The organism is Micromonospora sp. NPDC004551 (assembly GCF_040609975.1).
Taxonomy (GTDB): Bacteria; Actinomycetota; Actinomycetes; order Mycobacteriales; family Micromonosporaceae; genus Micromonospora.
In genome coordinates, this window is the sequence record NZ_JBEXLM010000001.1 from 1 (window position 1) to 24,016 (window position 24,016).

Annotated in this window: 28 protein-coding genes; 11 read left to right on the forward strand and 17 right to left on the reverse strand. The window is 72.8% G+C overall.

The features are described from left to right. Window positions 1-288: 288 nt before the first annotated feature. Both ABZW14_RS00005 and ABZW14_RS00010 read right to left on the reverse strand, forming a co-directional pair. Window positions 289-747: a nitroreductase/quinone reductase family protein gene (locus ABZW14_RS00005; RefSeq protein WP_355337237.1), complete on the reverse strand. Its 459-nt coding sequence runs from the start codon at window positions 745-747 to the stop codon at window positions 289-291. Further along, complete coding sequence (locus ABZW14_RS00010; RefSeq protein ID WP_355337240.1) at window positions 747-1,370, reverse strand: NAD(P)H-binding protein; 624 nt, start codon at window positions 1,368-1,370, stop codon at window positions 747-749. The genes ABZW14_RS00005 and ABZW14_RS00010 overlap by 1 nt, the downstream gene beginning before the upstream one ends. Window positions 1,371-1,473: 103 nt before the next feature. Here ABZW14_RS00010 and ABZW14_RS00015 point away from each other — a divergent pair, with 103 nt between their 5' ends. Then, window positions 1,474-1,860, forward strand: a complete 387-nt coding sequence (locus tag ABZW14_RS00015) for a helix-turn-helix domain-containing protein (RefSeq protein WP_355337243.1) — start codon at window positions 1,474-1,476, stop codon at window positions 1,858-1,860. Window positions 1,861-2,106: 246 nt separating this feature from the next. Next, complete coding sequence (locus ABZW14_RS00020) at window positions 2,107-2,754, forward strand: MOSC domain-containing protein (RefSeq protein WP_355337246.1); 648 nt, start codon at window positions 2,107-2,109, stop codon at window positions 2,752-2,754. Between the two features lie 31 nt (window positions 2,755-2,785). Here ABZW14_RS00020 and ABZW14_RS00025 read toward each other — a convergent pair whose 3' ends face one another. Beyond that, window positions 2,786-3,322 carry an alpha/beta hydrolase gene (locus tag ABZW14_RS00025; RefSeq protein ID WP_355337249.1) on the reverse strand — a complete coding sequence of 179 codons (537 nt, stop codon included), beginning with the start codon at window positions 3,320-3,322 and terminating at the stop codon, window positions 2,786-2,788. Window positions 3,323-3,531: 209 nt separating this feature from the next. Between ABZW14_RS00025 and ABZW14_RS00030 the strand changes: the two genes are divergently transcribed. After that, the gene (locus tag ABZW14_RS00030; protein WP_355337252.1) at window positions 3,532-6,672 is read left to right on the forward strand and encodes a BTAD domain-containing putative transcriptional regulator; all 3,141 of its coding nucleotides are present in this window, start codon (window positions 3,532-3,534) and stop codon (window positions 6,670-6,672) included. Between the two features lie 16 nt (window positions 6,673-6,688). On the opposite strand, the gene ABZW14_RS00035 is transcribed toward ABZW14_RS00030, so the two are convergent. The 3 genes from ABZW14_RS00035 to ABZW14_RS00045 form a co-directional block, all read right to left on the reverse strand. Further along, window positions 6,689-7,525 (reverse strand): DUF4097 family beta strand repeat-containing protein, encoded by an 837-nt coding sequence (locus tag ABZW14_RS00035; RefSeq protein ID WP_355337255.1) that lies wholly within the window; start codon window positions 7,523-7,525, stop codon window positions 6,689-6,691. A 137-nt stretch (window positions 7,526-7,662) separates the two neighbouring features. Beyond that, the gene (locus ABZW14_RS00040; RefSeq protein ID WP_355337258.1) at window positions 7,663-8,412 is read right to left on the reverse strand and encodes an ABC transporter permease; all 750 of its coding nucleotides are present in this window, start codon (window positions 8,410-8,412) and stop codon (window positions 7,663-7,665) included. Continuing rightward, entirely contained in the window at window positions 8,409-9,344 is a 936-nt protein-coding gene (locus ABZW14_RS00045) for an ATP-binding cassette domain-containing protein (protein ID WP_355337261.1), read from the reverse strand. The genes ABZW14_RS00040 and ABZW14_RS00045 overlap by 4 nt, the downstream gene beginning before the upstream one ends. Before the next feature lie 233 nt (window positions 9,345-9,577). Between ABZW14_RS00045 and ABZW14_RS00050 the strand changes: the two genes are divergently transcribed. Then, window positions 9,578-10,180 (forward strand): hypothetical protein, encoded by a 603-nt coding sequence (locus ABZW14_RS00050; protein ID WP_355337264.1) that lies wholly within the window; start codon window positions 9,578-9,580, stop codon window positions 10,178-10,180. Between the two features lie 39 nt (window positions 10,181-10,219). Here the strand turns inward: ABZW14_RS00050 and ABZW14_RS00055 are convergent, their stop codons facing one another. The 5 genes from ABZW14_RS00055 to ABZW14_RS00075 all read right to left on the reverse strand — a co-directional run bounded on the left by ABZW14_RS00055 (window position 10,220) and on the right by ABZW14_RS00075 (window position 13,328). After that, complete coding sequence (locus tag ABZW14_RS00055) at window positions 10,220-10,996, reverse strand: nucleotidyltransferase domain-containing protein (protein ID WP_355337266.1); 777 nt, start codon at window positions 10,994-10,996, stop codon at window positions 10,220-10,222. Window positions 10,997-11,035: 39 nt separating this feature from the next. Continuing rightward, window positions 11,036-11,521, reverse strand: a complete 486-nt coding sequence (locus ABZW14_RS00060; RefSeq protein WP_355337268.1) for a GNAT family N-acetyltransferase — start codon at window positions 11,519-11,521, stop codon at window positions 11,036-11,038. Continuing rightward, complete coding sequence (locus ABZW14_RS00065) at window positions 11,521-12,519, reverse strand: aldo/keto reductase (protein ID WP_355337270.1); 999 nt, start codon at window positions 12,517-12,519, stop codon at window positions 11,521-11,523. The genes ABZW14_RS00060 and ABZW14_RS00065 overlap by 1 nt, the downstream gene beginning before the upstream one ends. Before the next feature lie 69 nt (window positions 12,520-12,588). Then, window positions 12,589-12,975 carry a VOC family protein gene (locus ABZW14_RS00070; protein ID WP_355337273.1) on the reverse strand — a complete coding sequence of 129 codons (387 nt, stop codon included), beginning with the start codon at window positions 12,973-12,975 and terminating at the stop codon, window positions 12,589-12,591. Next, a complete protein-coding gene (locus tag ABZW14_RS00075; RefSeq protein WP_355337276.1) occupies window positions 12,972-13,328 on the reverse strand; it encodes a DUF1801 domain-containing protein in 357 nt (118 codons plus the stop codon). The genes ABZW14_RS00070 and ABZW14_RS00075 overlap by 4 nt, the downstream gene beginning before the upstream one ends. A gap of 113 nt (window positions 13,329-13,441) precedes the next feature. On the opposite strand from ABZW14_RS00075, the gene ABZW14_RS00080 reads away from it, so the two are divergent. Both ABZW14_RS00080 and ABZW14_RS00085 read left to right on the forward strand, forming a co-directional pair. Further along, on the forward strand, window positions 13,442-14,335 hold the full coding sequence (locus tag ABZW14_RS00080; RefSeq protein ID WP_355339308.1) for a LysR substrate-binding domain-containing protein: 894 nt from the start codon (window positions 13,442-13,444) through the stop codon (window positions 14,333-14,335). 31 nt (window positions 14,336-14,366) lie between these two features. Next, a complete protein-coding gene (locus ABZW14_RS00085; protein WP_355337279.1) occupies window positions 14,367-14,927 on the forward strand; it encodes an NUDIX domain-containing protein in 561 nt (186 codons plus the stop codon). Here the strand turns inward: ABZW14_RS00085 and ABZW14_RS00090 are convergent. Both ABZW14_RS00090 and ABZW14_RS00095 read right to left on the reverse strand, forming a co-directional pair. Further along, window positions 14,914-15,987, reverse strand: a complete 1,074-nt coding sequence (locus ABZW14_RS00090; protein ID WP_355337282.1) for a hypothetical protein — start codon at window positions 15,985-15,987, stop codon at window positions 14,914-14,916. The genes ABZW14_RS00085 and ABZW14_RS00090 overlap by 14 nt on opposite strands. A gap of 38 nt (window positions 15,988-16,025) precedes the next feature. Further along, window positions 16,026-16,346, reverse strand: a complete 321-nt coding sequence (locus tag ABZW14_RS00095; RefSeq protein WP_355337285.1) for a helix-turn-helix transcriptional regulator — start codon at window positions 16,344-16,346, stop codon at window positions 16,026-16,028. A 142-nt stretch (window positions 16,347-16,488) separates the two neighbouring features. Between ABZW14_RS00095 and ABZW14_RS00100 the strand changes: the two genes are divergently transcribed. Next, complete coding sequence (locus ABZW14_RS00100; RefSeq protein ID WP_355337288.1) at window positions 16,489-17,541, forward strand: MerR family transcriptional regulator; 1,053 nt, start codon at window positions 16,489-16,491, stop codon at window positions 17,539-17,541. 49 nt (window positions 17,542-17,590) lie between these two features. Continuing rightward, the gene (locus ABZW14_RS00105; RefSeq protein ID WP_355337291.1) at window positions 17,591-18,469 is read left to right on the forward strand and encodes an LLM class flavin-dependent oxidoreductase; all 879 of its coding nucleotides are present in this window, start codon (window positions 17,591-17,593) and stop codon (window positions 18,467-18,469) included. A gap of 4 nt (window positions 18,470-18,473) precedes the next feature. Here the strand turns inward: ABZW14_RS00105 and ABZW14_RS00110 are convergent, their stop codons facing one another. From ABZW14_RS00110 to ABZW14_RS00120, 3 genes are all read right to left on the reverse strand, one after another. Next, window positions 18,474-18,908: an ASCH domain-containing protein gene (locus tag ABZW14_RS00110; RefSeq protein ID WP_355337294.1), complete on the reverse strand. Its 435-nt coding sequence runs from the start codon at window positions 18,906-18,908 to the stop codon at window positions 18,474-18,476. Between the two features lie 91 nt (window positions 18,909-18,999). Further along, window positions 19,000-20,019, reverse strand: a complete 1,020-nt coding sequence (locus ABZW14_RS00115) for a hypothetical protein (RefSeq protein ID WP_355337297.1) — start codon at window positions 20,017-20,019, stop codon at window positions 19,000-19,002. A 33-nt stretch (window positions 20,020-20,052) separates the two neighbouring features. Next, window positions 20,053-20,607 carry a phosphoribosyltransferase gene (locus tag ABZW14_RS00120; protein ID WP_355337300.1) on the reverse strand — a complete coding sequence of 185 codons (555 nt, stop codon included), beginning with the start codon at window positions 20,605-20,607 and terminating at the stop codon, window positions 20,053-20,055. Window positions 20,608-20,804: 197 nt separating this feature from the next. Here ABZW14_RS00120 and ABZW14_RS00125 point away from each other — a divergent pair, with 197 nt between their 5' ends. Together ABZW14_RS00125 and ABZW14_RS00130 are read left to right on the forward strand one after the other, a co-directional pair. Beyond that, entirely contained in the window at window positions 20,805-21,434 is a 630-nt protein-coding gene (locus ABZW14_RS00125) for a septal ring lytic transglycosylase RlpA family protein (RefSeq protein ID WP_355337303.1), read from the forward strand. A gap of 100 nt (window positions 21,435-21,534) precedes the next feature. Continuing rightward, a complete protein-coding gene (locus ABZW14_RS00130; protein WP_355337306.1) occupies window positions 21,535-22,662 on the forward strand; it encodes a PP2C family protein-serine/threonine phosphatase in 1,128 nt (375 codons plus the stop codon). Window positions 22,663-22,670: 8 nt separating this feature from the next. Here ABZW14_RS00130 and ABZW14_RS00135 read toward each other — a convergent pair whose 3' ends face one another. Then, a complete protein-coding gene (locus ABZW14_RS00135) occupies window positions 22,671-23,093 on the reverse strand; it encodes a MarR family transcriptional regulator (protein ID WP_355337309.1) in 423 nt (140 codons plus the stop codon). Window positions 23,094-23,246: 153 nt separating this feature from the next. Between ABZW14_RS00135 and ABZW14_RS00140 the strand changes: the two genes are divergently transcribed. After that, on the forward strand, window positions 23,247-23,915 hold the full coding sequence (locus ABZW14_RS00140) for an NAD(P)H-binding protein (protein ID WP_355337312.1): 669 nt from the start codon (window positions 23,247-23,249) through the stop codon (window positions 23,913-23,915). Window positions 23,916-24,016 lie beyond the last annotated feature (101 nt).

Sequence of the window (24,016 nt, forward strand, 5' to 3'; positions counted from 1 at the left end):
GACCAGACTCGTTGTCAGCCCGACCGAGAACCGGAAAACTGAACAGCGCACAGAGCCTCACCCAGGCGATCTACACCACGCCGCGGGACGTGACCGTCCAGGACCGGACCGACCAGCGGCTAGCCAGCACGACGATCCGATCTTGTGCGATTTCCAAGCTGACAGTGCGGGTTCGATTCCCGTCACCCGCTCCACGCGAAAGGCCCTGGTCAGGACGACAGTCCCAGCCAGGGCCTTCGATGCTCCAAGGTCAAGGATCATGCGGCGTGCCATGAGCCCTGCTCGCCGCTAACGTTGTCCCGATCGGCCGGTGAGCACCCGCCGTTCCGCCGATTTCTCCTGGTCGGCACCAGGGCTCGGCCCCGGTTCCGGCTCAGGATCTCGTCCTCCCTGACCGCCGTCATCAGCACCGCAAACGGCGCTGCCGTCGCCCAGAGCGCCACCGTTCAGGTCTGGGACGCGTTCCAGGAGAACCACGGGGATCTCCCGTGTGGTTCGTTGTTGGTGGGCCGCGTGTTCCGACATGGCCGAAACCATCAGGCGCCAGAGGTCTGGACGCTCTTCCGCAGTGGAGCGCGCGCATGCGGTGAAGGCCTCCGCGCCGACCTGCACCGTGACGTACGGGTCGGCGAGCAGGTTGAGGTACCACGCGGGATGGTGGTCTGAGCCGCGGTTGGAGGCGGCCAGCACGTAGCGGTCGCCGTCGCGTTCGTAGACGAGTGCGGTGCGGCGCAGTTCGCCGGGCATCACATCTCCCGGACACTCGCAGCGGCACGGTGGTGGCGGGGCGCCTCGACCTCGTCGAGCAGTGCGATCGCGAAGTCCGCGTAGCTGATCCGACTGGCCGCATCGCCATGCTCGGCGAGCCGGTAGTGGCCGGTGCGTGTGCCGTCGTGGTCGAAGTCGCCTGCGGGGGCCATGTACGCCCAGTCGAGATCGCAGGTCCGGAGCTCTTCAAGGCCTGCTGCGTGGCCGAGGGAGAAGGAGCGGTACTCGTTCGGGTAGCCGGGCTCGTCCATCAGGGGAGCACCGGACGCCCCGGGCATGATCGACGCGAGGCCGACCACCACCAGGCGGCGCACGCCCGCCTTCGCCAGGCCGGTGGCCAGGGCGCGAGACGACGCGGTGAAGAAGTCGTGCGGTGGCACGGACAGGTCCGCGGCGGCACTGATGGCGGCGTCATGCCCGGCGGCCGCGTTCGCGATGCTCACCGCGTCCGTGACGTCGCCTGCCACCACCTGCACGCCGGCCAGGTCGCTGTGGCCTGCGGGGTCGCGCACCACGGCGGTGACCTGGTGGCCGCGTCGATGCGCCTCGGCGACCGCCTGCCGCCCGGCCCGGCCGCCCGCGCCGAAAATCACGATGTTCATGAGTAGCGCCTCTCACCAGGGCCGGGAGCCCGTGCGCCCGGCCGGTTCGCCGACGCTATCGAGGGCAGCGGTTACCACCGGGATACCAGCTATCGTGAGCCCCATGAGGCAACCCCTGCCCGCCGACATGTTCGACGAGCTGTGCCCGTCCTCGCTCAATCCGATCCGATTCGGCGACAAGTGGGCGGCGCTCATCATCCGCTGCCTCGAGTCCGGACCGCGTCGGTTCTCCGAGCTGCGCGTACCGCTGCGCCGCGTCACCCCCAAGGTCCTCACCCAGTCGCTGCGCTCCCTCGAACGGGACGGTCTGGTCAAGCGGACCGTCCACGCCAAGCTCACCCCGCATGTCGAGTACGAGCTGACGCCCGTGGGCCGCAGCATGCTCGAACCGATGGCGGTCGCATGTGCTTGGGCCGAGCAGCACTGGACCGAACTGCTCGACGCCCGCGAGTCGTACGACGACGCCACCCGCCTCGACCGCGCCGGATAACACGGTGTGCTGCGGGCTCGACACTGCAGGCAGGTCCGGCCCTCGGCGTGCCAGCAACGTGCACCGGGCCAGGACGAGCAAGGTCAACCGAGGCCGTCAAGGACCCTTTGACCAGGCGCAGGCCCGGCCGTGTCCGGGGACCGGCCGCCGACTTCCTGAGCTGCCGGGCCATCGGCAGGCGGACGCCCCGTTGGTGGCCGGGAAACGAATCGCTTCGGCGGGCAACCGGCCCTACCCTTCGCTGCCATGAAGCTCCTCTCCGTCAATGTGGGCAAGCCCCGCCCCAATCCGTGGAAGAAGCTCAGCGCGACCGGAATCGACAAGCGACCCGTCCCCGGGCCGGTCGTTGTCGTCGCGCCCGGCCCCAAGGGCACCGGCGAAGTCGGTCTCGTGGGCGACCGTGTCTACGACCTGAAGCACCACGGCGGTCCCGACCAGGCTGTCTACGCCTACGCCCGCGAGGATCTCGACCGCTGGGAAGCCGAGTTGGACAGACCCATCACGAACGGTGGCTTCGGGGAGAACCTGACGACCATCGACCTCGATGTCAATCGCGCATTGATCGGCGAACGCTGGCGGATCGGGTCGGAAGTCGTCCTGGAGGTCTCCTGCCCACGGATCCCGTGTGCGACATTCCAGGGCTGGCTGCAACAGCACGGCTGGATCAAGCGGTTCACGCAAGCCGCATTACCGGGTGCCTATCTGCGTGTGATCGAGCCAGGCCAGATCCGCGCCGCCGACCCGATCGAGATCATGTACCGGCCCGCCCACCACGTGACCGTCGAACTTGTCTTCCGCGCGATGACACTCGAACCGGAACTGTTGCCGCAACTGCTGGCCGCCGAGGCACTGCCGCAGGAGGAAAGGGACCTGGCTCTCAGGCGGTGTCCCTGAGGAGGTGCCAGCAGCGCTGCGGACCAGGCGACTAGCCCGGCCAGCCGATCGCGTCGAGGAACTCCTCAACGGCGACCACGACCCGACTGAGCACCGCGACCGACTCGGTCAGCGGGCCGGGAACGTACATACCGTGATCGGCGCCGTCCACCTCCAGCACGTGGGGTGACAGCCGGCGGGCCATCGCACCGTCCCAAACCTTGTCGGCGGTGCCACCCACGAGCAGGAACGGCGCTGTCGCGCGGCCCAACGCATCAGCCACCCACGGCAGGGTGAGCAGGGGCGTGAGCCACACGGCGGGCAGGGATCTCTCAGCGGCGACCGCTGCGGCGTTCGTGCCGAGCGACTTGCCGATCAGCAGTGGCCGACCGCCGACGGTGTCGATCAGTGGAACGATCTCCCCGCCGACCCAGCTCTCGATTTCTGGCTGATCAGGCCTCGGAAACTCCTGGGACCACGAGTGTCGATGCACCGTTGCGCCCCGCTGCTCCGCGACATCGCCGGCATACATCAGCAGGGGCGCGCCCGGCCCGAACCGGGCGCCGGGAATCACGACAGCGTCAGCCACGCGGACGACCTTACCGGCGACCGGCCGAGGACAGGCCGGGCGCGCAGTGGACGAACCGCCGGTCAGCCGGCGAGTTCTCGCAGAAGGCTTGTCCGGAAGATGACCCGCCTCGCCGCTGACCTCACCCACTTCCTCCGCACGTAGGGAAGGCGCTTCTGCGCCGTTCAGGGGTTGGTTGCCGGCCACCTGTCCGTGGCAAGATCCGCTAGGTGCAGATCGGGATGCTGGGACCGTTCGAGGTTCGCACCGGCGGCGGCGTCCTGGCGGACGCGCCGGGGGCCCGGTTGCGCGCGCTGTTGATCGCCCTCGCGCTCGAACCGGGTCACGTGGTCCCGAAGGCGACGCTCATCGACTGGATCTGGGGTGAGCGCCCGCCCGCCGACGCGGCGAACGCCCTGCAACGCCTGGTTTCCCGGCTGCGGAAGGTGCTGCCGGAAGGGTCGGTCGACGGGCAGACGGACGGGTACCGCTTGACGGTCGAACCCGACGCCGTCGACGCCGTGCGGTTCGAACGCCTCGTCGGCCAGGCCCGCACCGACGACGAGCCACGACGGGTACGGCTGCTGCGCGAGGCCCTGGCACTGTGGCGTGGTGCCGCCATGCAGGACGTCGGTCTTCCCGACAGCGCCGCCTTCGACGCGGCGGTCACCCGCCTTGAGGGACTACGCCTCGGTGCGCTGGAGGATCGGTTCGATGCGGAGATCAGCCTCGGCCAGGGCGCGGAGCTGGTCGGGGAGCTGACCGACCTGGTGGCCGCGCACCCGGTGCGGGAACGGCTGGTCGCCGCCCTGATGCGTGCCCTCATGGCGGCCGGCCGCGACACCGAGGCCCTGCTCGCCTACCAGCGCGCGAGAGAGTCCCTGGCCGACGCGCTGGGCGTCGACCCCTCTCCCGAGTTGTCCGCACTGCACGTCGCGCTGCTGCGGGGCGAGTCGGGGCGGCGGCGGGAGGAGAACCGGAAGACCAACCTGCGGGCCGAGCTGACGACCTACGTCGGCAAGGACGCTGATGTCGCCGCGGTCCGCGAACTCGTCGCCGAGCACCGGCTCACCACCCTGATCGGGCCGGGCGGCTCGGGGAAGACCAGGCTGGCCACGGAAACCGCGCGTACCCTGCTCGGCGAACTGCCGGACGGCGCCTGGCTGGTGGAGCTCGCGTCCATCGGCGCGGACGGTGACGTGGCGCAGGCGACCCTCACGGGGCTCAGCCTCCGGGATGCGCTGCTCGGCGGGGCGCCGAACATGGAGCTGACGGACCGGCTCATCGCCGCGATCCACGACCGCGAGGCGCTGCTCATCCTGGACAACTGCGAGCACGTGATCGAGTCGGCGGCGGCGTTTGCGCATCGGGTGCTCGGGGAGTGCCAGCGGCTGCGGATCCTGGCGACGAGCCGGGAACCGCTCGGCATCACCGGGGAGGCGCTGTGGCTGGTCGAGCCACTGGCCCTCCCGGAGGGGGACGCCGCCCCCGGCGAGATCGCCTCCTCTCCCGCCGTCCAGCTGCTGCGGGACCGGGCGGGCGCGGTGCGCAAGGACCTCGGGACCGACGCCCAGACGCTGTCGACGATGGTGCGGATCTGCCGGGCGCTGGACGGGATGCCCCTGGCGATCGAGCTGGCCGCGGCCCGGTTACGCACCATGTCCGTCGACCAGCTCGCCCATCGGCTCGACGACCGGTTCCGCCTGCTGACCGGCGGTAGCCGTACCGCCCTGCCCCGGCACCGGACGCTGCGCGCGATGGTCGACTGGAGCTGGGAGCTGCTCACCGACGCGGAACGGACGGTGCTGCGGCGGCTCTCGGTGTTCTCGGGTGGGGCGAGCCTGGACGCGGCCGAGCGGGTCTGCGCCGGCGACGCGGTCGAGCAGGAGCAGGTGCTCGAACTGCTCACCGCACTGGCCGAGAAGTCGCTGCTGGTCGCCGAGGGCGCCGGCGCGCCGCGCTACCGGATGATCGGCACGATCAAGGAGTACGCCGGGCACCGGCTCGCGGAGGCGGGGGAATCCGAGCTGGCGCGCCAGGCGCATCTGGCCTGGTGCACCGAACTCGCCGAGGCCGCGGAGCCGCATCTTCGCCGTGCCGAGCAACTGGACTGGCTCGCCACGCTCGGCGCCGAGCACGACAACATCAGTTCCGCGATACGCGGTGCGCTCGCGGCCGGCGACGCGCAGGCGGCGATGCGGCTCGCGGCCGCCGCCGGCTGGTACTGGTGGCTCAGCGGGCACAAGGCCGAAGGCATCGAGCTGATCATCGCGGCCACCGAGACGCCCGGGGAGGTGCCCGACGAGATCCGGGCCATCGTGTACGCGCTCGTCGTGCTGTTCGAGGGCTCCGGGCGGGCCGACGAGCACGACACGGCCGAGTGGATTCACAAGGCGTACTGGTTCAGCCGGCGCGCCGAGTCCCGTAACCCGCTGCTGGGGTTGGTCGAGCCGCTGGAGCGCATGTTGCAGGCCCCGGACGCCTTCCTGCCCGCGTGGGAACCGCTGCTGGACGACGGGGACCCCTGGGTGCGCGCACTGGCCCGGTTCCACCTCGGCAAGATGAGGATCATGCTCGGCCAGGGCGGGCGGGACGCGGATGCGCATCTCGAGAAGGCGCTCGCCGAGTTCCGGGCGCTCGGTGAGCGGTACGGGATCTCGATGGCCCTGTGCGAGCTGGCGGACCGGATCGCCGTGCGCGGCGAATTCACCCGGGCGTGCGAGCTCTACGAACAGGCGGTCGCGGCCGTCACCGAGGTCGGCTCTCTGGAGGATGTCATCCGGATGCGGGCGCGCCAGGCGCAGTTGTACCGGCTGCTGGGCGACGAGGGGTCCAGCGCGGTCGCCCTGGCCGAGGCGCGACGGTGCGCGGAAGGGGTCACCTGGCCGGATGCGCTGGCCGAGTTGGCCCTCTCGACGGCGGAGCTCGCCCGCTGGCGCGGCGACGCCGAGGAGGCGTACCGGCAGCTCGACGTCGCGACGACCCTGCTCGGGGACGACGTGCAGCAGACGAGCGTCCGCGCGACGATTCACCACCTGCTCGGCTGCCTCGCCGAGGATCTCGGCGAGGCCCGTACGCACCATGCGGCGGCCTGCCAGGCGGCCGCCGAGGCGGGGCACGCGCCCCTGGTCGCGCAGGTGCTCGTCGGGGTCGCGGACCTGGCACTACGCAGCGAGGAGTACGAGCAGGCCGCGCGGCTGCTCGGGGCGAGCGCCGGGATACGCGGGTTGACCGATCGCTCTCAACCCGACGTGGCGCGGATCGGGCAGGCCGCGCGAGGCCGCCTCGGCGATGAACGGTTCGCCGAGGCGGCTCGGGACGGCGCGCAGACGACCTGGTCCGAACTCGTCAAGGACACCCTCGCCTCCTGACGGGTGGCGGGCACCGTCAGCCCGCGGCGCGGTGGATGGTGATGTCGCCGTGCCGGCTACGGGCGTGCACCGTGAGCGTGGTGTCGGACGGGCCGGGGTTGTCCTGGGACCGGACGGAGTCGCGCACCGCCCCCCGCTTGCTGTCGGCGTCCACCCGCGCGACGGCGCCCTCGCTGATGCCGACCTCGATGTCTCCCGAGTGGTTCACCAGCTCCGCCTGGCCGCGGGTCAACCGGCCGATCCGGATGGCGCCGTCGCCGGTCCTAGCGGCGACGCCGCCGTCGGCGCGGTCGATGTCGAAACGGCCGCTGCCACTGCTGAGGTCGAGGTCGCCCGCCGCGTGGCCGATCCAGACCTGGCCGCCGGAGCTGGACAGCTTGACGGTGTCCTCGACCTCGCCGATCCGCATCGCGAAGGCGGCGCCCTCGATGGTGGCGCGCCCGGCCAGGCGGCCGATCGCGACCGCACCGGCCCCGATGTTGGCCTGGAGAGCGCCGATGCGGTCGAGCCGGACCTGCCCCGACGCCATGTGCAGCTCGCACTCTCCGAACGAGCCGTCCGCGGTCACCTCCGAGTGCGCGAGGTAGGACACCAGGCCGGAACCGGCGGGTAGGTCGATCGTGATGGCGACCGAGCCGTTCCTGTCCCCGGAGGCGGTCGTCTTGACCGACAGTTGACCGCCGGCGAAGTCGACCCTGGTCTTGTCGGCCACCCGGATGTCCGACGGGCTCGCCTTGTCGATGGGCTCCACCAGCACGACGGTCTCGGTACGGTCGCTCGCGGTGACCCGCACCCGAGCGCCGGCGACGACAACGGTGGCGAGGATGGGTCCTGGAGTGGCGAAGGTGCGCATGGCACGTCTCCTCTTGTCTGTGCTTGATCGCGTTGGTGGGCGGATCAGCCGCCCGCGGCGCGCGCTCGTCGCTGGCGAGCGCGCGCCGTCGGGTCGTTGCCGGCTGCGGGCGGGTCACGAAGGCCCTCGGCTGGGCGTTACGCGCGCTTGTTGAACGTGGACCGCGCCCACAGGTAGCCGACGAGGGCGATGCCGACGCACCAGGCGACGGCGGTGATCGCGTCGCTGGAGGACGGCGCGCCGTTGAGCAGCCCACGCAGGGTCTCGATGATCGGCGTGAAGGGCTGGTACTCGGCGAACTGGCGCAGACCCGGCCCCATCTTGTCGGCCGGCACGATCGCGCTGCTGAAGAACGGCAGCATGACCAGCGGCACGGCGGCCAGGCCCGCCGTCTCCGGCGACTTCGCCGCCAGGCCCAGGGCGACCGTGAGCCAGCCGGCCGCGACACCGAGCAGTACGACGATGCCGACCACACCGAGCCAGTCGAGGGAACTCGCCGACGGGTCGAATCCCAGCAGGAAGGCCACCCCGACGAGCGCCCCGATGGCGATCAGGTTGGTCAGCAGGCTGGCGACGACGTGACCGGCCAGCACCGCGCCACGGGAGACGTCCATGGCCTTGAACCGGTTGATGATGCCCTTGGTCATGTCGGAGTTCACCGACGTCGCGGTGGCCCCCAGCCCGTAACAGACGGCCAGCAGCATCAGCCCTGGCGTCGCGTAGTCGATGTAGTCGACACCGACGTTGAAGGCGTCTCCGAACATGTAGACGAACATCAGCATGATCACGAGCGGCATCAGGACCGCGTTGAACACCGAGGTCGGGTTGCGGGCGATGTGCTTGAAGTTGCGACGCAGCATGACGATCGAGTGGGACTTGGCGCTCATTTGGCGACCACCTCCGTGGCGTGGCCCGTCAGGGCGAGGAAAACGTCATCGAGGTCCGGTGTGTGGACGGAGAACTCATCGGCGCTGATCGAGTGCTCGTCGAGCCGGTCCAGCAGGGTCCGCAGCGACTTCGTCCCGCCGTCGCCGGGAACCCGCAGGGCCAGTGCCTCGTCGTCCCGGGTGGAGTCGGCGAGGACCCGCGCGGCGGCGTCGAGTTCGGCGACGGTGGTGAACCTGAGCCGGACATGGCTGCCCGGGACCTGGCGCTTGAGCTCGTCGGGAGTGCCCTGGGCGACCAGGCGGCCCTGGTCGAGCACCGCGACCCGGTCGGCGAGCTGATCGGCTTCCTCGAGGTACTGGGTGGTGAGGAAGATGGTGACGCCGTCGGTCACCAGCTCGCGGATGATCTCCCACATCGTGCGCCGGCTGCGCGGGTCCAGCCCCGTCGTCGGCTCGTCCAGGAAGATGATCCGTGGCCTGCCGACCAGCGTCATGGCCAGATCCAGCTTCCGGCGCATGCCCCCGGAGTAGGTCGACGCCGGCTTCTGCGCCGACTCCACCAGATCGAACCGCTCCAGCAGTTCGGCGACGACCCGCTCGCCGGAGGCGACGCGCTTGAGATCCGCCATCAGTTGCAGGTTCTCCTGCCCCGTCAGCAGCTCGTCGACCGCCGCGAACTGACCGGTGACCCCGATCGCCGCACGCACCGCCCTGGTCTCGGTCGCGACGTCGTGCCCGGCAACCCGTACCGTTCCGCCGTCGGCCTTCATCAACGTGGTCAGCACGTTGACCGTGGTCGTCTTGCCCGCCCCGTTCGGGCCGAGCAAGGAGAAGATCGAGCCCGTACGCACATCCAGGTCGATGCCGTCGAGCACCACCTTGTCCTTGTAGGCTTTCCGCAGCCCGGAAACCGCAATCGCTGAACTTGTCATGCGGCCAACTATCGGGAGCCGGCCTGTCACCCCCCTGACACGGCACTGACACGTCCACTGACACGGCGTGCCACGTCGTCGCGACCGATGGCCTGTTGCCGACGGCTGCGGCGGTGGTCGGCGGCGTGTGGGCGGCTCGCCGATCCCGCAACCGTCGCTGATGCAGTTCGGTCAGAACTGCTGACCGGATGGTGGGGTGCCGCCGGTGGCCGGCCGACGCGAGGATGAGCGGCATGGGGTTTGGTTTCAAGACCACCTGGCTCGCGGTCCGGAAGCGGAGCCCGGAGGAGGTCGCCGACGCGCTGCAGTTGGCCGACCGCGAGCGTCTTCCCTGGGACGAGGGCACCGACCGCGCGTACGTGTCCGGTGTGTACGTGGCCGGTCCCGTGGACGGGTGGACGCTGGCCCACGGCCGGCGCGGTCTCGCACCGCTGGACTACAGCGCCGCCGACCCCCGGTTTCCCGAATGGCTCGCGGCCCTGAGCGTGCGGCTGGGCGAGATCCAGTTCTTCGTCAACGAGCGGGGCTGGTTCGCCCACGGGTGGGCGCACGCAATCGACGGGGTGGTCCTGCGGGCGTTCGCCACCTTCGACGGCGACATCCCGCTGTTCCTCGGTGAACCCACGCCGGCGGAGCTGGAGGTCGGCAAGGGCCTGCGCGGCTATGCGGACGACTGGCGGGACTGGCAGGAGGAGGACTGGGACGCCTGGTACGCCTCGGCGCCCGACGAACACGACGTGCTCAAGCTGGCGGCCCGGTGGAGCCTCAACCCTCTCCTGGTCGACGGCGAGCATGTCGACCCGGGGATCTACGGCATGCCCGTGCGGCAGTCCTGACCTGGGCGACGACGCAAGCATCAGCCGGCGTGGGCCGGTTCAGCCGCCGAAGCGACGCCAGGCGTCCTCGGCGACGGCGTTGACGCTCTCGCGTGCGGCGATGAGGTCGGCGGCGGTGAACTGCCCCGCCTCGCCGGCACGCCAGGCGACGGCCCGCCGCGCGAGCTCGGCGTACTCGGGAAAGAGGCGTGCGAGATAGGTGCCCGCCGCGGCCTTCGAGATGATGTCGCCGTGGGCGAGCGTGTAGTGCAGGCGCGCGGGTCCCAGCATGAACCAGCTCACGACTCCGCCGTCCACGACGCTGGCGGGGTCCACGTCCGCGAGTTCCGCCGCGAACGTCGTCACCGTCGACTGCCAGTACTCCCGCAGGTTGTCGAGGTTGTATCGGCGAAGCTGCTCCGGGTCGATCTGTATCCCCAACTCGGCGACGGCTGGGCCGCGCACCGGAATGCCGTGGCGCCGGAGGGTCAGCCAGAGGACCGGGGTCAGCTCGCCGCACGGCGTATCGGTCCGGAATTCGCCGTCGACGACGAACGGGACCGCTCGGCGGTCGGTGGGCCAGGGCCGGGTCAGCGCAGGTTCGAGGTAGACCGCGTCGAAGTGCGGTGACCGAGGCATCCCGGCGTGGATCGCCGCGAGCTGGGCCAGGTCGTCGCCGGTCGGCGGGCGCGATGTCAGGATCACCGTGTCGACGTCACTGGCGCCGGGCTGCCAGGCGCCGAGCGCAGCGGACCCGACGACGTAGAGGCCGTGCACATACCCGGGCAGGGCCCGATCGACCGCGTGCAGATAGCGCCGGGCCAGTTCCTCGATCACTCCGGTGACGCTAGCCACCGGCCGCAGCCTGGACGGTCCTCATCCGAGGTCGAGGACGTGTCGCAGGGCGGGCTTCCCGTCGAGCTGCACCTCCTCGACCGGCACGAACCCGGTCCGCCGGAGCACCGCCAGCGAGGCCGGGTTCGCCAGCGCCGCCGAGGCGACCAGCCGCCGCAGGCCGTACTCCTCGCGGGCCAGCGTGGCGACCCGGCGGACACTCTCCCGGGCCAGGCCGCGCCCGGCGGCCCGCTCGGCCACCCGGTAGCCCAGCTCGGCGCTGCCGTCGGCGACGTCGACCAGGTTGAACCGGCCCAGCACGGTGCCGTCCTCAGGATCGACCAGGACGTGGAAGTGGCACAACCCGGTGTCCTGCTCGGCCAGCAGGCCGATGAGCCGGTCGCTGAACTCGTGGAAGTAGTCGTCGCCGCGGTCCGGCACGAACCGGGCGAAGTAGGCCCGGTTCGCCTGCTCGAAGCGGAGCAACGCGGGGGCGTGCCGGATGGCGAGCCGTTCGAGTTCGGGCATCAGGCGACGCTAGCAACCCGCAGGTCGGCCAGCAGATCCTCCACGGCGGCGAACTCGTCCGGCCGCAGCGGGCCCTGGGCGAGCGCGCCCGCGTTCTGCTCGACCTGGGCGACGGTGCGGAATCCCGGGATCGGGACGGTGGCTCCGCTGCGTGCCCACAGCCAGGCCAGCGCGCCCTGGGTGGGCGTACGGCCGCCGGTGGCGAACACCTCCCGAAGGGCCTCCACCCGGGCCAGCCACTCGGGTGCCCCGGCGCCGTCGCGGAAGTACGTCATCCAGTCGTAGCTCTGCGACCGCACGTCGTCCCGGGCCACCGTGCGGCCGTCGGCGTACTTGCCGCTGAGCAGGCCCATGGCGAGCGGACCGCGGTTGATGCTGGCCAGCCCGGCCCGCTCACACAGCTCGATCATCGCCGGCCGGTCGGCCAGCACCGACATGTCGTGCTGCACGGCCGTGCAGTGCGGGCCGGCGTCGGCGAAGGCGGCGGCGCGTTCCGGGTCGTCGGTGCTCCAGCCGTACGCCCGGATCTTGCCGGCGGTGACCAGGTCCTCCAGCGGGGCGACGAGGTCCAGCGCCTCCGCGATCGGCAGGTCGCCGAGGTGGAGCTGGTAGAGGTCGACGTGGTCGGTGCCCAGCCGCCGCAGCGAGCCGTCCAGGCAGCTGCGCAGGTACGCGACGCTGCTGTCCGTGCCGAGCGCCTCCCGGGTCCGCTCGTCGAAGGTGAACCCCCACTTCGTGGCGATGACCACCCGGTCCCGGTCGGCGCCGAGCGCCCGGCCGAGCACCACCTCGCTGTGCCCGGCGCCGTAGCTGCTCGCCGTGTCGAAGAACGTCACGCCGAGTTCGAGGGCCCGGCGGACGGCCCGGGTCGACTCGGCGTCGTCGACCCGGCCCCAGCCGTACTGGTTGGTGCCACCGGCGTACGGGCCGCCGATGGCCCAGCAGCCCATGCCCAGCGCGCTGACCTCGATGCCGCTCCGCCCCAACGTGCGCTTCATGATCCGCTCCCCGCTCCCGCAATCGTGGTTCCGCCGGTTGCCACTCTGCGGCTTCGAGCGGGCTCGAAGTCAAGACCCTGGATACCAGCGCAGCTCGACGGTGTTGCCGTCCGGGTCGCGGACGTAGATCGAGGTGGCCGTGCCGCGCGCCCCGAAGCGCGGCACCGGCCCGGTCAGCACCGTGAACACCCCGGCCTCGACCACCTCCGCCCAGTCGAGCGGTTCGACCACCAGGCAGAAGTGGTCCACGTTCGACCCGTCCGGCTCGCCGCGGACCAGGTCGATGATGGTGTCGGCGTTGACGCGTACGGAGGGGAAGGGCACCTCGCCGGCGCGCCAACGGTCGACGCGTACGGGCGCCAGCCCGAGGGTGTCGCAGTAGAAGGTGAGGGACCGTTCGACGTCGGTGACGGCGAGGACCAGGTGGTCGAAGCCGGTCACCCGCACGGCGCTCACCGGGTCTCCAGCGCGTACGCGCCGCGCAGCCAGCCGGTGAACAGCGCCGGGTCGATCTCGTCGACGGTGCGCAGCTTGACCGAGGCCATCCGGCGCGCGCCCGGGGTGAGCCGCCCGGAGTCGTCGGCGACGTCCTGCCCCCGCCACAGCCCGAAGGTGACGTACGCCGGGTACGCCTTGACCAGGCACACCGGGGTCTGGCCGGGCCGGTCGCCCAGCCCCCAGACCGGGTGGCCGTGCCACATGGCGCCGGTGGCCTCCGGCACTGCGGCCTCGATGACGGAACGCAGCTTCTCGGCGGTCTCGCGCAGCGGCGCGTCGAGGCCGGTCAGATAGGTGGTGACGGGATCCATGTGGTCCTCCTGGGTGCGGTGGGAACACCGTCAACACTCGTCTGCCGCGCCGTCCGGACCAAGACGCGATCGGGCTACGATCGTTGACCACGATTCAACGATGGGGGCCGGCGGTGCTGGAGCGGTACGAGGTCGAGACCTTCCTGACCCTCGCCGAGGAACTGCACTTCGGCCGGACCGCCGAGCGGCTGCGGGTGACCACCGGGCGGATCAGCCACGTGGTGCGGAAGCTGGAACGCCGGATCGGCGCGCCGCTCTTCGAGCGGACCAGCCGGGTGGTCCGCCTCACCCCGATCGGCGCCCGCCTCGCCGACGACCTGCGGCCCCTGGTCGCCGGCATCGAGGACGCCGTCCAACGCGCCGTCGACGCCGGGCGCGGGCTCACCGGTGAGCTGCGGGTGGCGTACGTCGGTGAATCGACCGCGCCCGTGCTGCTCAGGGCCGTCACCCTGTTCACCGAGCGCCACCCGGACTGCGTGGTGCACGTCCACGAGGCCCCGCTCGCCACCACCCGGTCGAGCCTCCAGGACGGCTCGATCGACGTGCTGATCGCCTCGTACCCCTTCGACGGTATGGCGAACGGCCCGGCGCTGCTGCACGAGGCCCGGGTGCTCGCGGTGGCCGCGGACCATCCGCTGGCGGGCGCGGAGTCGGTGTCGCTGGAGGTGCTGGCCGAGCATCCGGTGGTGCAGTACCCGGCCGTGACCTCGGCCGCCTTCAAGCGGGACCGCACCCCCGACCGGACCCCGTCGGGCCGGCCGGTGCCGCCGGGCCCGGCGGGCGCCACCTTCTCCGAGATGCTGGCCCTGGTGGCGATGGGGCGCGGGGTGCTGCCGGTGGGCGAGCAGGCCCGGCACTACCATGCCCGGCCCGACCTGGCGTACGTGCCGATCCGCGACGCGCCGCCGATCCGGCGCGGCCCGGTGTGGCTGGCCAGCAACACCACCACCCGGGTACGCGAGTTCGTCCGCGCCGCGGTGGACGCCAACCCCGCTCCGGCGGCCTGAGGCTGTCGGACCCGGCTGGCAGCATGACGGCGTGCGGGACGAGATCCGGGCGCTGGTCGAGGCGTTGACGCCGGGCGACGAGCAGGAGGCGCGGCACCGCGCCACGACGCTGGCCTGGCTGGCCGCGACGGAGGACATCTTCCGCCGGGCGAAGCCGCGCACGCCCTCGCCGCACCTGGTGGCCTACTTCCTGCTCCGCGACGAGACCGACGGCGCCGTGCTGCTGGTCGACCACCGTAAGGCCGGCATGTGGCTGCCCAGCGGCGGCCACGTCGAGCCGGGCGAGCACCCCGCGCAGACCGTACGCCGGGAGATGGTGGAGGAATTGGGCGTGCCGGCCGTCTTCGCGCCGGACCTCGGCGACCGCCCGGCCTTCCTCACGGTTACCGAGACGGTCGGTCCGCCGAAGGAGCGGCACACCGACGTCAGCCTCTGGTATGTGCTGTCCGGCAGCCGCGACCAGAAGCTGACCCCCGACCCGGCCGAGTTCCGGGGCGTCCGCTGGTGGACGCCCGCCGAGGTCGCCGCGGCCCCGCCCGGGACGGTCGAGCCGCACCTCGGCCGGATGCTGGCGAAGCTCAGCCGATGCTGACCCTCAGCGGGTGCAGGTCCCGGCGGGGGGTCAGCGCGGTGGCCAGCAGGATCAGCGCTGCGGCCAGGCCGACCAGGAAGAACAGCGAGAGGGTGGGCTGACCGAGCCACTCCCAGAGCGGGTGCCAGCTCGGGTGCGGCTCGTCGAGGTGGTGCCGGGCCAGCGACGAGGTGGCGAGCAGCGCGGGCACCCACCAGAAGAACAGGGTGACTCCCAGCAGCAGCGGCGCCCGCCGCCGGCCCTCGGTGCGCCGGCTCGCCCAGGCGAAGACCAGCCAGGCCAGCACGCCACCGACCAGCCCGGCCAGCACGGCGACGGGCAGCACGGCCGGCGGCGCGGCCCGTTGCAGCCCCACCCCGAGGTACGAGCCGAAGGACCGCGGGTCGTCGAAGGTGGCCCGCAGCACGGTGTCGCCACGGCGGGCCACCAGGACCGTCTCGACGGGCTGGCTCGCCGGGTCGCAGCGCGGGTCGGCGCAGGTCTGGAGCACCTCGGAGGTCGGCTCGTACACCTCCCAGCCGGCGGCCCGGAGGCGCTGCTGCGCCGTCGCGAGCGTCTGCGCCTCGGGCGTCGGCATCGGCCCGGTCGCGGAGCCGCCGGTCGTCCCCTCCTGGTATTCGCCGCCGTCGCCGAGCAGCAGGCTGCGCAGGGACGCCCGGGACAGCGGCTGGCCGTAGATGACGAACAGCGCGCGGGCGGCCGACACGTCCTCGCCGAGCTGGTGGCCGGGGAACGCCTCGGCGAAGACCGCGGTGAACTCGGCCCGGTCGGGCTGCGGCCGGGAGGTCTCCCAGGCCGCCCGGGCGGCCAGCGCGCCGATGAACAACCCGCAGATCAGCGCGGTGAGGACGGCCCACACGCCGACCGTGCGGCTGGCCGGCCGGCCCAGGCGGCAGCGCAGGCCGGCCCGGACCAGGTCGGCCGCCTCGCGCAGGGTGGGCCGGGTCCGCCCGGCGGGCGCGCCGTCCAGCAGCAGGCCGAGGATCTCCTCGCCACGCTCCCGCCGGTAGGCGCGGGGGTAGGCGAGCAGCAGGCGCCGGAAGCGGCGGGTGAGCGACATGGTCTCCCCTGCGGTTGAAAGGCGTGGGCGGACGCGGTTCAGACGGTGCGGGGACGCAGGGCGCGCAGCCGGGCCTCGGCGGCGGTGGTGAGCTGACGCAGCCGGGTGGTCTCGGCGCTCAGGGCGTCGAGGCCGGCGGAGGTGAGCCGGTAGTAGCGGCGCAGCCGGCCGTCCACCACCTCCTCGTGGTCGGGCTCGACCAGGCCCTGCGCGGTGAGGCGGTCCAACGCGGTGTAGAGGGTGCCGGGCAGCAGGGTGACGCGCGCGGCGGAGAGCGCGGCGACCTCCTGGATGATCCCGTAGCCGTGCCGGGGGTCGCCGGCGAGCGCGGTGAGGATCAGGAACGTGGGCTCCCGCATCTGAGTCACACCGTCAACATATATAAGTGATCGATACATCGTCAACGCCTTGACCCTGCCCCTGCGGCAAGGCCCAGCGTGGTCCGTGCCGGTCGCCGCGACCGGCACGAGGAGACGCGACCGGCGCGAGGAGGATAGGCCCGTGCAGCTGCTGACCATCGGGGCGTTCGCCCGTGCGGCGCGCCTGACGCCGAAGGCGTTGCGGCTCTACGACGAGTTGGGGCTGCTGCCGCCCGCCGCCGTCGACCCGCACTCGGGCTACCGGTACTACGCGCCCGCCCAGCTCGACCGGGCCCGGCTCATCGCCGCGCTGCGCCGGGCCGGCATGCCGCTGGCCGAGATCCAGGCCGTCTGCGGCCTGCCGCCGGACGCCGCGGCCGAGGCCGTCGACGCCTGGTGGCGGCGGGTCAGCGCCGACACGGCAGCCCGTGGTCGCACCGTCGCGCTCCTCGTCGACCAACTCACCGAGAGGGGCACCACCATGTCCGACACCACCTTCCGGTACGCCGTCCGCTGCGAGACCGGCACCGTCCGGGACTCCAACGAGGACACCGCGTACGCCAGCGGGACCCTGCTCGCCGTTGCGGACGGCATGCGCGGCCCGGGCGGGGCCGCCGCCAGCGCCGCCGCCGTGGACGCCCTGCGGCCGCTGGAGCCGGCCGACGTGCCGGCCTCCGAACTGCTCGCCGCGCTGGCCGACGCGGTGGGCGCCGCCGACCGGGCGGTACGCGCGCACGCCACCGACGCCCACCAGCCGGTCACCACACTCACCGCCATCCTGCGGCGCGGCACCCGGCTGGCCCTCGTGCACGTCGGGGACACCCGGGCGTACCTGCTGCGCGGCGGCGAGCTGTCCCGGCTGACCCAGGACCACACCTACGTCCAGTCGCTGGTCGACCAGGGCAGGCTCACCCTGGCCGAGGCCGGGGCCCATCCGCAGCGGGCCCTGCTGGCCCGGGCGCTCGGGGCCGGTGAGGTCGAGGCGGATCTGGGGCTGCGCACGGCCCTGGCCGGCGACCGCTACCTGCTCTGCTCCGACGGGCTCGCCGCGGTGGTCGAGCCCGCGGCGTTGCACGCGGCGCTCGCCGAGGCCGATGACCCGGAGGCCGCCGTCGGGCGGCTGGTCGACCTCGCGTATGCCGCGGGCGCCCCCGACAACATCGCCTGCGTGGTCGCCGATCTCGTGGCGGCGTAGTGGGTCGACCCGGGTCGGCCTGTCCGACCCGGGTCGTACCCTGGCGATCATGCGGATTGGCATCGTGATCCTCCCCGACCAGCGCTGGTCGGACTCCCGGCGGCGCTGGCAGCAGGCGGACGAGTGGGGCTTCGACCACGCCTGGACCTACGACCACCTGGGGTGGCGCGACCTGGTCGACGGTCCGTGGTTCGACTCGATGACCACGCTGACCGCCGCCGCGACGGTGACCTCCCGGATCCGCCTCGGCACCCTGGTCGCCTCGCCGAACTTCCGGCACCCGGCGGCGTTCGCCCGGCAGGTGACCGCGCTGGACGACGTCTCCGGGGGGCGGGTGCTGCTCGGCCTCGGGGCCGGCGGCATCGGCTTCGACTCGGCGGTCCTCGGCGGCGAGACCCTACCGCCCCGGCAGCGGGTCGACCGGTTCGCCGAGTTCACCGAGCTGCTCGACCTGATCCTGCGGGAGGACGGCACGACCTGGCGCGGCGAATGGTTCGCCGCGGTCGACGCGCGGAACAACCCCGGCTGCGTCCAGCAGCCCCGGGTGCCGTTCGTGGTCGCCGCGAACGGGCCCCGCTCGATGCGACTGGCCGCCCGCTTCGGCCAGGGCTGGGTGACCACCGGTCTCGGCGGCGACGACCTGGAGAGCTGGTGGTCGACCGTGGCGGAGCTGTCCGCCCGGCTGGACGCGACGTTGGAGCAGGCCGGCCGGGACCCGGCCACCCTCGACCGCTACCTGTCGCTCGACTCGGCGCCGGCCTTCTCGCTCACCAGCGCGGACTTCTTCGCCGAGCAGGTCGCCCGCGCCGCCCGGCTGGGCTTCACGGATGTCGTGACCCACTGGCCTCGGGCCAGCAGCTGGTACGCCGGCGACGAGGCGGTCCTGGTGCAGGCGGCGGAGCTCCTGCCGGAGCTGCGCCGGGCCTGAACGATCAGGTGCCCAGGTCGCCGGTGCTGATCCCGCCGTCCCCGGCGGACACCAGCCGGAACCGGATGCAGACCACCTGGGTGTCGTCGTCGACCGGGAAGCCCACCCGGGCCCAGTAGCGGCGGTGGCCCTCGCGCCACTCCTCGATGGACCGGTCCCCCTCGCCCTCGGAGCGGGCGAAGTCCCAGGTCACGTCGGCGAAGCGGACCACCTCGACGCCGGTGACCTCGACCACGCCGATCAGCTTGTCGTCGTCGTCCACGAGGACCAGCCGCTCACCGGCGTGTTCCAGCTCCTCGTTCTCGGCGGCGTACTCGTCGGTCAGCAGGCCGGCCGTGGCCGTCTTCACGCCGGAGAGCACGAGGGTGTTGAGGGTGGTGCGCAGCTCGCCGGGCGTGCCGAGGGCGAGGGTGCGGAGTCCACCGATGCGGGGCCACATCCTGCCGAGGCTAACCGCCGGCCGCCGGCCCGTCGCGGGATTTCGCCCGCGCTCGGGCCTGGCCGGGGTGTGCGCTGCGTCGAGGGTTTCGTCAGATGAGATGGCCCGCGTAGCCGGCGGCGGCCAGCACCCGGGCGTCGCCCGTCGCGGCGTGCGCCTCCAGCACCGCGTCGGCCAGCTTCACCACGTGCGCGTCGCCGTGGCGGGCCGCCCGCGCGAACACCTCCGCGGGCTCCCGCTCCGTCAGGGCCGGTGCGGGGGCCGGGGTCGGTGGGGCGTACACCGAGGTCACGGCGGCCGAGGCCGACCAGGCCGCGGCGACGCTCGGCGCCCAGAGCGCCGGATCCAGGGCCGGCAGGGTACGGAGCACCGCGGTCGGCGCGGTCACCGCGTGCACCAGCATCACGGGGTTGCCGTGCCCGAACCGCAGGTAGTCCAGCGCGGTCCGGTGCACCAGTTGGGTGAGGGTCCGTTCGGCCTCGGCGGGGTCGGCGGGTGGGCGCAGCGCGGCCGCCGCGTCGGACCACCCGGGCAGGTCGGGCAGCCGGCCCAGCCGGTCGCGGATCCCGCCGGTCTGTGCCGGGATCCGGGGCACCGCCGCGAGCGCGGCCGGCACGCCGGACCGGCCGGTGAGCGGCCCGGCGCCGGGCACGGGCTGCCAGCGGGCGGCCCAGTAGCCGAGCGCCTGGCCCAGCTCGGCCAGCCGCTGCGGGTTCGCCCCGTCCGTCCGCAGCACCCGCACCGCGTGCCCGACCCGGATCACCCCGTGGGTGGCCCCGGCCGCGATGCCCGGCAGTAGCCGCGGCCACCAGTCGCCGAGGACGTCGTGCCAGGGGCGGTCGCGCAGCTCCCGGTCGAAGTGGGCGAGCCAGTCGCCGGCCCGTTTCGGGTCGCCCAGGGCGGCCCGCCAGTCGTCGATCGGCCGCAGCCCGCGGGGCAGCTCGTCGAGCCGGCCCAGGTAGTCGTCCAGCCAGCGGTGCACCCGGGTGCCGTGGCCGTGGCGGATCAGCGCCTCGACCGCCATCGGTCCGTGGTTGGAGAGCCAGCCCTCGAATTCCGGGCCGGTCCGGTGCAGCCGTTGGTACGCCTCGTCCAGGATGCCGTCGTCCATACGACGATCCTCGGAGTTGAAGCTCCCTTCAGGTCAAGCCTCCGGCAACTGCTCCCCGGTGAGCAGGGCACGCAACCGCAGCCGTTCGGCGACCGGCGCCGGGCAGGTCGCGACGATCGCGACCGTCCCCACGAACTCGGCCCCGCTGTCCCGGACCAGGCGGTGCAGCGCGTCGAGTTGCGCCCCGGTGGCCACCCAGTCGTCGGCCAGCAGCACCCGGTCGCCGGGGCCGAGGCGGCGGGCGTCCACGCCGACACGGAGCCGCCGGTCCCGGTAGTCCGGGGGTGTCTCGGCCCAGCGCATCGGCCCGACCCGGCGCCGCTCCCCGCCGTCCTTGTAGGCGGGCAGGAATCCGGCGCCGGTGGCCACCGCGACCAGCGGGCCGAGCAGCAGCCCGGTCACCTCGGGGGCGATCACGACGGTCGGCCGGGTGGTCGGGAAGAGGCCGGCCAGGGCGGGCCCGACCCCGGCCAGCACCTCCGGATCGCGCCACCAGCCGGACAGGTCGCTGACCAGATGGCTGCTCCCGGGGCCCGGGTCGACCCAGCGGAACAGCTCGACCAGGCGTCGGCTCAGCACGCCCTCCATCCTGGTCCACCGATGCCAGGCGCTGCCGCACCGGCCCCGGCCAGCGCTCATTCCGTCGTTCGGTGGAGGGGTGCTCGCTTGATCGGCTACACGTACCAGGGTAAATGTGGGCATAGCACCATGATCACGTTGACTTCGGAAGTGCTTCTCTCGTTACGGTCCGAGCCGGTTTGTTCCGCAGACGAAAGGACCGGGCGGTGGCTGGTAGGCACCTTCGTACCCGCAAGTTCTCCTCGCCGGCCGGCATCGCCGCCACCGCGGCCGTCGGTGTGGTGCTCGCCGTCGGCGGCACCGTCGGCGCGGTCCGGCTCACCTCGGCCGAGCCCGCCGCCGCGCCGGCCGCCGTCGAAGCCCTGCCCAGCACCCTCGCCCCCACCTCGGCGTCCCCCTCCGCCTCGCCGAGCGCGTCCCCGAGCCTCAGCCCCTCGCCGAAGGCCACCCCGAGCCCGACGGCGACCCGGACCCAGGCGGCGTCCCGGAGCAAGACCCGGACCGCCAGCCCGAAGCCGACCGCGAAGAAGACCACCACCGCCGCGAAGGTCGTGGACAGCGGCTCCTGCGGCGCGTCCTTCTACGACGAGGGGCAGATGACCGCGAACGGCGAGACGTTCAACCCGGACGCGCTGACCGCCGCGCACAAGACCCTGCCGTTCAACACGAAGGTCCGGGTGACCAACCCGGCCAACGGCAAGTCGGTCGTGGTCCGGATCAACGACCGCGGTCCGTACATCGACGGCCGTTGCCTGGACCTGTCCCGCGCCGCCTTCGCCGCGATCGCCTCGACCGACCTCGGCGAGCTGACCGTCAGGTACGAGGTCCTCGGCTGACCGGGTGACCGGCGGCGATCGGGTCGGCGGTGGGATCCGGCCGGACAGAACATCCTCGGACGACGGGCCAGGTTCATTCACCCGTTCACGTCCATCAGGCATGCTGTCCGGTGTACGCACGCAACCCTTCCAGTCGGGCCACGGCCCGCTGAGCCCCGGATCCCGCGCCGGCCTCGGCGCGGCCCTCGCGCTGCTCGCGATCGTCTCCGCCGTCGAGCTGGCCGACGGGCGCCCGGCGCACTACGTCGCCCTCATGGTGGCCGCCCCGTTCCTGGCCGCGGCGCTCGCGTCCTGGCGGGTGGTGCTCGGGGTGGGCCTGCTCGCCACCGGGATCGGGGCTGCCTTCGCCCTCGCCGAGCAGACCATGTCGCTGGTCACCGCGGTCAACGTGGCCGGCATCGCGCTGGCGACGGCGATCGCCGGCGCGGTGGCGGGGGTCCGCCAGCGGCAGTCCGAGCGGATCGCGGAGCTGTCCCGGCTCGCCTCGGTGGCTCAGCAGGCGGTGCTCCGGCCGCTCGGCCCGCAGGTCGGCACCCTGGCGGTGGCCGCCCGCTACATCTCCTCCACAGCGACCGCCGAGATCGGCGGCGACCTGTACGAGGCGATGGACACCCCGTACGGCGTCCGCATGATCATCGGTGACGTGCGCGGCAAGGGGCTGGACGCGGTCCGGCTGGCCAGCATCGTGCTCGGCTCCTACCGGCACGTGGCGTACGAGCGGGCCGACCTGCGGGCGGTGGTGACCGACCTGGACCGGGCGGTGGCCCGCAACGTGGGCGACGAGGACTTCGTCACCGCCGCGCTGGTCGAGGAGCGGGGCGGCACCCTCACCATCGTCAACTGCGGCCACCCGCCCCCGCTGCTGCTGCGCCGGGGCGCGGTCATCCCGCTCGAACCGCCGGCGCCCGCGCCGCCGCTCGGCTTCATGCCGGTGGTCCGGCCCCGGGTGGAGCGGCTGGAGCCGGGCGACCGGCTGCTGCTCTTCACCGACGGCCTGGGCGAGGCGCGCCGGGACGGGGAGTTCTTCCCGACCGCCGACCGGGCCTGGCGGCTGCTCGGCCACGGCACGGTGGCCGACGGTCTCGCCTCGCTGGAGACCGCCCTGGTCGAGTGGGTGCACGGCCGGCTCGACGACGACATCGCGCTGGTCCTGATGGAGTACACCGGGCCGCGCAGCGCCGCCGCCGAGCCCGTGCCGAGCTGGGAGGTCGGCGCGGCCGAGAGCTGAGCCCCGGCTCAGCCCTCCGCCAGCTCGTCGGTGGCCCGCCGGCCCGCCTCGCCGGCCCGGTGCAGGAAGTCGGCGATGAGTTCGAGCTGGGCCTGGTCGTAGCCCGCGCAGATGTCGTCCATCGACGCGTTCATGCCGGCGTAGAGGCCGTACAGCTCCGCGTTCCGTTCGCGCAGCGCCCGGACCGTGACCGAGCGGCGGTCGGCGGCCTCCGGATTCCGTTCCCGGACGATCCAGCCGCCCCGCTGGAGCCGGTCCAGGACGCCGGTCATGGTGGCGGGGTGCAGGCCGGCCCGGCGCGCCAGGGCGCCGGGGCTCAGGGGGCCGTGCCGGGCGATCAGGTCGAGGCAGTCCAGGTCGACATCCCGCAGCGCGAGGCGTACGCCGACGTGGTGGTTGAGCAGCGCTAGCTGGTTGCTCAGCTCCCGCATCGCCTCCTTGATCCGGGTGGCAGACCGACGGCGGTGCCGTGCGTCCTCAGATCCTACGGAATCCATATTGTTTGAGCCTCATATCAACTGTTACGGTTTCCATATCTTACGAGGCTCGGTCGCTGATCGGCCGGGGGCGAGGAGGCGTGGTCCATGAAGCTCACGATCGTCGGTGCCACCGGCGGCATCGGCCGGCACCTGGTCGACCAGGCCGTGGCGGCCGACGCGGACGTCACCGCCGTGGTGCGCGACCCGGCGAAGCTCACCGGGGCGCCGGTCCGGGTGGTCGCCGCCGACCTGGCCACGCCCGACCCGGCGGCACTACGCGCTGCGGTCGAGGGCGCCGACGCGGTCCTGTCCTGCCTCGGCCCGCGCTCGGCCGCCGACGCGGGCATCGCCTCCCGGGGCACCCGCGCTGTCGTCGACGCGATGGCCGCCGCCGGCGTACGCCGCATCGTGGTGGTCAGCGCGGCCCCGGTCGGCGTGGTGGCGTCCCCCGGTCGCCCGCGCCCGCCGCGCCGCGACCCGGGCGACGGCCCGCTCATGCGCTTCCTGCTCGGGCCGTTGATCCGGCGGGTCCTCGCCCGGCACTACGCCGACCTCGCGCTCATGGAGGAGGTGCTCCGGGACAGCGCGCTCGACTGGACGGTCGTCCGCCCGCCCCGGCTGACCGACAAGCCGCTGACCGGCGCCTACCGCACCGAGTACGGGCGCAACGTGCGGGGCGGCCTCACCGTCTCCCGCGCCGACGTCGCCCATGCCATGCGCCGGCTGCTCGACCGGCCCGAGTCGGTCCGGCGCACCGTCGGCATCGCGAACTGAGTGGGGGCGGGCGGTGCACACCGCGGCGGCGCTGGCGCTGGGGATTGCCGGAACCTGAACCGAAAGTGTGTAACCGCTGTCACTTCGGAGATCGGCTTGTC